Source organism: Arthrobacter sp. ISL-28, assembly GCF_018613875.1.
Taxonomy (GTDB): Bacteria; Actinomycetota; Actinomycetes; order Actinomycetales; family Micrococcaceae; genus Arthrobacter.
Window position 1 is genome coordinate 57546 of record NZ_JAGGPJ010000041.1, and the last position, 6306, is coordinate 63851.

General features: G+C 62.4%; 3 protein-coding genes. 1 reads left to right on the forward strand and 2 read right to left on the reverse strand.

Going from position 1 to position 6306, the window contains the following annotated elements; translation table 11 throughout:
• Positions 1–65 precede the first annotated feature (65 nt).
• The gene (locus J7E80_RS21810) at positions 66–341 is read left to right on the forward strand and encodes a hypothetical protein (protein ID WP_215054302.1); all 276 of its coding nucleotides are present in this window, start codon (positions 66–68) and stop codon (positions 339–341) included.
• A 312-nt stretch (positions 342–653) separates the two neighbouring features.
• Here J7E80_RS21810 and J7E80_RS21815 read toward each other — a convergent pair whose 3' ends face one another.
• A complete protein-coding gene (locus J7E80_RS21815; RefSeq protein WP_215054303.1) occupies positions 654–2015 on the reverse strand; it encodes an MFS transporter in 1362 nt (453 codons plus the stop codon).
• Between the two features lie 1692 nt (positions 2016–3707).
• Positions 3708–6110 carry a carbohydrate-binding protein gene (locus J7E80_RS21820; protein WP_215054304.1) on the reverse strand — a complete coding sequence of 801 codons (2403 nt, stop codon included), beginning with the start codon at positions 6108–6110 and terminating at the stop codon, positions 3708–3710.
• Positions 6111–6306 lie beyond the last annotated feature (196 nt).

A 6306-nucleotide genomic window follows, 5' to 3' on the forward strand; every position in this document is an offset into this window, starting at 1 on the left:
AAGGCTCCCAGGGATCTTGTTCTAAACAAGGCGCCGACCACCGGCAGCCTCGTGAAAGGACCTCCTTGCCCACTCCCTTTATCCCGTTCACCATGTGCGCTACCGTCCGCGAGGACCACAAGCGTTCCTTCCGCACCGATATTGAACGCCTTACTTCCGCCCATCGTGGCTGGGCACCGCTGGACGTGCTCACGTCCACCGGCACAAAGGCGCTGCTGCGCGGAGCAGTACCGAAAAGCGTTCACACCGCCACAGATGCGAGCCTTGCCCGCTACCTGCAGGAACGCCTTGCCGCCGACACGGATATCAATCTCGATCTCACGGTCAGCATCGAGCGGTAACCGTCGCTTCTGGCTTCCCTGCAGCCGCCGGAGTCCGCGTTAAACCCGTTGTTCACAGGAAGATGGCACCGACTTTCGGTCGGTGCCATCTTGTTTCAATGTAGGAATCGTTAGGTCAGTTCTTCCTTGTCTGAAGGCCTGCAAGTGTCCAGAGGCAGGGTGTGCCGGAAGCACTGGGGAAAAGTCGGCCTTCGTACAGCGAGATGCTCATTCCCGTTGATAGTTCGCAGTGCGTTCCGGTCATTTGCAGCCGTGGCGCCGCTGGCTTCGTGACCCCGCGGGCCCTCTTCTCGGCCACCGAAATCCTCTTTTTCATCGGGTTCCGCTTTCCACAAGCTCAGCCGTAGCCTGCAGGTATTCCTCGTCTTCAGTGACGTTGGAGTCCCGGCCGAGGGCCAGGCCCACCAGGGTCAGCAAGCATGCGACGCTCAGGTACATGGCAACCGGGACCCAGCTGTGGAAGGTGCTCTGCAGCAGAGTGAACATGAACGGTGCAATGGCGCCGCCGATGATTCCCGCGAATGTGTAGGCAAGCGAGCTGCCGGTGGAGCGGAGCCGGGGCGTGAATTGCTCGACAACGAAGGCGGCCTGTGGTCCGTACATGAAGGAGTGGCAGAGCAGGCCCAGAACAGTGCCCACGATCAGCATGGCCGGGGACCGTCCCTCGAGAACGATGAAGAACAAGTACGCCCACACTGCGGCCGCCACGGCCGCAACCCCGTAGACCAGTCGGCGGTTGATGCGGTCGGAGACAGCACCGGCAAGCGGCATCGTGAAGAGCTGGAGTGCCGAACCGATGAGTACCGCCACCAGCACCTGGCCGCGGTCGAAGCCGAGCTCCCGAATGCCGTAGGTGAGCGTAAAGACGGTGCACAACGCGTAGGTGACATCCGGGCCGATCCGGCTGAGCATTGCTGCCATGAGCGGCCGGCGCTGGGTTGCAAGGACTTCCCTGATCGGGGCCTTGGGCTTGTCGCCCCTGGCTTCCATGGCCTTGAAGATGGGGGTGTCCTCAAGCTTGAGCCGGATCCACAACCCGAACGCCACGAGCAGCGCTGAGATCAGGAAGGCAATTCTCCAGCCGAACTCAAGGAATGCTTCTTCCGACAGGGAAAGTGTCAGAACGGCAAGGGCGCCGTTGGCCATCAGGTTGCCTGCCGGCGGGCCGATTTGGGCGGCCGAGGCCCAGAAGCCGCGGCGGTTCGGGTCACCGAACTCGCTGGACAGCAGAACCGCGCCGCCCCATTCGCCGCCGACGCCCACGCCCTGGGCGAAACGCAGGAAGACCAGGATGGCGGGTGCGATGATTCCGATGTTGTCATACGTGGGCAGCAGGCCGATGAGGAAGGTCGCCACGCCGATCAGCATCAGCGTGAAGACGAGGATCTTCTTGCGCCCGATCTCGTCACCGAGGCGGCCAAAGATGATGCCGCCGACCGGTCGGGAAATGTAGCCCACGGCATATGTTGAGAACGCAAGCAGGGTGCCCGTTACCGGGTCTGAGGCCGGGAAGAAGATCAGCGGAAAAACGATCGCGGCCGCTGCGGAGTAGACCGCGAAGTCATAAAACTCCAGTGCGGTGCCGGTCAGGCTGGCCGCGAATGCCTTGTACATGCCCTTGCGCCCGACAAAGGGTTTAGGGGCGCCGGAGGCCAGTACAGATTGATTGGCCATTTTTATCCTCCATCAAGAGTGGATGTCATCCGCGTGCATCGGATGGGGTGCGGTGCGCCTGGTTGTCCGGGCCTGTGACGCTGACAAGTTGCGCATTGGGGGAGCTTTCGGCGGGAATTCCCGCCAGATGAAACTTCGCCTAGGTGGTGCGATTGTTGAACAATTACTGGTTGTTGAACAATTTACGCGACCTGGGTCACACCGTCAAGAGCTGAGAAGCCTTATCTCCGGAAAACACGGGTGCAGCTGCCCGCCCTGGAGATGTCCTTCATCTCGGCGCAGGTACCTGCCCTTGATCTTGTCAAAGCATGGTGCTGTTGGGCGGGTTCATCCTGATCACCGGATGCTCGTCACTATTGGTGCGGCAGCTCACGGCAAAACTACGACACGACCTCTACGGCGGCGTCATGCCCACCAGCCCAGAAGATGCCGCGAAGAATTTCAGCACGCGTCGGCCGATGCGACAGATCCTGGTCTACCTCAGCGACGGACAAGCCACAGTCGGAATCACCGAAGCCTCAGGCTCGGGCGGCGGAATTCCTGCCTACCCGTCGTCCCCCGACCTTCCAACCGGCGAAGCCCCTGCGACCCCAGGGCAGTACTGCAGCCGGAGCACCGCGGTTATGAGATGGTCGAGGTTTTAGGTGCTGCTCCCATGGCCGCCTAAAAACGACGGAGACCGTGAACCGGGCTGTCGACGGCAGCTTGGTGTCCGGGGCCGCTGAGCAAGACTGAGCCAGTCATCCGATCGAACTCGAAAGGTACTTTTTGGCAGGCACCACACCGCCCGGCGGAACGCACCCCTGACTCCATTTAGCTCGGCAGTGGGAGGCAGAACGGAGTATCTGCACTCGGCAAAGGACAGGGTCTGATGTAGCGATTGCCCACCGGCTTTCCGTAGAAAACGTCGGGGCCAGGTCCGCCATGACCAACTGGCGGATGCTTGACTCGTCCGTTTCCAGGATCCGGTCCAGGCCCGTGCTGTGGCGTTCAACTTCGGTAGGGCACGCAATGACCCCGCCAGGATGAAATGTCGTTCTCCGGCCTCCTGCAACCGCTTGGAGGTTCCGGAGCTCGAGTTCATGGTTGAACCGAACTGTTGGTGGGGCGGGCCAGCTTCGCCGCAATGCATCCAAATCGATGATGGCATTGCTGATTCCGTCATCAATAAGGAGCCAGTGCAGAGCCTTACCCGTTGTCGTCTCTCCAGAATCAACCGTGCCATTGAGGAATACGCTCTGATGATGAGGGGCCATCTCAGGGTTTGGTGCGTGTCCCACCAGGATGTCCCGCTTCAAGGAATTGGGACAGTGCTGCTCGACCCGCTGAACAGTTTGGAAAGCCTTCAGAAGCAGTTCAGCCCGAACCGCTTGCTCGATCACCTGCGCCATGATGGAGCCGCTCTACCAAGAGGGATGTCAGTTGGTGATTCGACTGGTGGAGGCTCCATGGGGTCGAATTGCGCGCGGGGAATCACGTGCCGCGCAACTGCTCTGACTCGTCAGGGAACGGGACACCCACTGGATAACAGCCGGTCGCCGAGACGTGGTGTACCCGGTTCGCTTGGTTTCCCCAATTCGCCCGCTCCATCCCAGTTGGAGTGGCGCGGCCTGCCGAGTGCTTGGGGGCATCCCCAAGCACTCGGCAAGTCGCTGATGGTCACAAGCGCAACCGACGGTTACGAGGAACGGTTCAGTGCATGAAGGTAAACCAGTTGAGGTTGGTGAAGTCGGAGGATTGGTCGCTGCTGAAGGTTATGTAGACGGTGTGGGTGCCGGTGACGCCGGTGATGTCGGCGGTCTTGGTGGTCCAGGTCTGCCAGCCGCCCGTGTTGGATACCGGGATGCTGCCGACCGGGGTACTGGAAGGTGAGTCCAGTCGGACTTCGATCAGGCCGCTGACGCCGCTGGCGGCGCCCGATGCCACCCGGGCCTGGAACTGGGTCGCGGCCTGGGTCCCGAACACGACGTTGGGGTATTCTGCCCAGTCCCCGGGAGAGATCCAGCCGATGTCCTGCCCGCCGCCAGTGTCACCGGTGCCCTCGATGACGACGCCGGAGGCGTTGAGGTAGTTCTCGGCCTGTATGGGGGCGTATGCGTCGGTTCCGGTGTCACGGGTGAACTTGAACCAGTTGAGGTTGACGAAGTCGCCGGGTTGGTCGCTGGTGAAGGTCAGGTACACGGTGTGGGTGCCGGTGATGCCGGAGGTGTCGGCGATCTTGGTGGTCCAGGTCTGCCAGCCGCCGGTGTTGGATACCGGGATGCTGCCGACCGGGGTGCTGGAGGGTGAGTCCAATCGGACTTCGATCAGGCCGGTGACGCCACTGGCGGCGCCGGATGCGACCCGGGCCATCAACTGGGTCGCGGCCTGGGCGCCGAATGCCACGTTGCCGTACTCGACCCAGGAACCGTTGCCGACATAGGCGATGTCCTCGCCACCGCTGGAGTCACCAGTGGCTTCGACGCCGACGCCGTAGGCGTCCGTGTAGGCCTCGGCCTGGATCATGCCGTACGCATCGATAGCGGCGGCTGCCGGTGCCGAGGGTGTCCAGACGTAGGTGCCGACGGTCTTCGGCGGGATGCTGTCGATGAGCTGCTGTTGTCCGCTGCGCAGGGTGAAGTCGCGGGCCAAGGAGCTCTGGTTGATCACGATGGTCGTCACCGTGCCATCGGGGTTGAGGAAGGCCACTGTGGTGAGCGTGTCTGCGCTGCCGTAGTCGCTCCAAATCCGCTTGGCGCCGCGTTGGATGAATTTCGAGAACTGTGCGAAGAGGTAGTACTCGGGCAGGGCCCAGTACGTATCGCGGTCATCGGGGTTCTGGATGAGCGGTGTCGGGTCGGGGGAACCCAAATGCTGGCTGTCCCGGTTCTGGTCGAGCATAGTCACCCATGCGATGTAGCCCGTCGACCAGCAGCGGAAGTACCGTGCGATCCGGTCTGCGCCTGCAGTCCCCCACCACATCCGCTCGGTCATGACCATATCGAGGTCGGGGTATTCGGTCTTCGCCAGGGACATGGAGCTCGGGTCGCCGGAGTAGTCGTGCCAGGCGATGCCCTTGGTGTTGTGGTAGGCGTCGGTGTATCCGGAGTCACTGGTGCCGAGCGAGTCGGCAAGGTAGGTTCCAACGTCGCCGAAGTTCCAGTCCCATGCCCAGACTTGGGTGGTGATGCCGTGCGCGTCGAACTCGGCGCGCATGGTGTTGATGAGCTGCTTTTGCTGCTCCGCATTGACCAGCATGCTGGGGTAGATGCCGGCAGGCCAGCCGGGTTCGTTCTGCGGCGTCACGGCGTGGATAGGAATGCCTTGCTTGGCGTAGGCCTGGATGGTCATCCGGTAGTAGCGGGCGAGGACGGGGATGTACTCGTCCAGGAGGTGGCCGTCGATAAGGCTGTTGTTGTCCTTCATCCAGGCCGGGGCGCTCCATGCGGTGCCGCAGATGGTGAGCTTCGGGTTGATCCGGAGCGCGTCCTTCAGGGTGGAGATGATGTTGTTATCGATGTCCTTCTGAATCGAGAACCGCGACAGGGTCGGATCTGCCGGGCCGTCGTCATAGGTGTAGAAGTCCGAGTGGGTGAAGTCGGAAGCGCCGAAGCAGATGCGCGTGAGGTTGAAACCGGCACCCTTGGCGGGGTCGAAGAGCGACTGGAGGACCTTGCTGCGCACGCCCGGGGTCATCAGCGACAGGTTGCGGATGGTCGAGTCCTCCATCGAAGAACCGACACCAAGAATACTCTGGTACGCCTTCGCCGGGTCGATGTTGATGACCTGCCCGAAGTTTCTGCCCGCGGTGCCCAGGGCGATGTCGTTCTGCTGGCTGAGCTTGTAGGCGACGCCGGCCAGGCCGATTGCCGGATCGGTGTACCAGGTGCCGCTCTTGGGCGCGTAGCCGGGCGCCGTGGACTCTGAGCTCCAGGTCACCTGGGCGGTACCGGCGGCGCGCGGACGGCTCGGGGCGGCGGTCGCCTGGCCCGGCCGCGCGAGCACAGATCCTGCTGCTGCCGCCGCGACGGCAGCGACCGTCATGAAGCTGCGGCGGTTGAAGCGGCCGAAGCCCTGCGGGGACGGTTGCGCTGGGGTGGAAGGGGAATCGGACATGGAACGGCTCCTTTGGATTGGGTTTGGGTTTGCGGTTTGGGGCGGCTGCGGGCGGCGCTCACTGTCGGCGGTATCCCATGGTTGAGTGGGTTTCCCGGAGACGATCCAGTTAATAGTTCCTAGGGTTCACGGGTAATAGTTCCTAGGGTTCACGGGCGGGCTTTGCTGCTAAATGCGGCGTCGAAGCTGCTCTGGG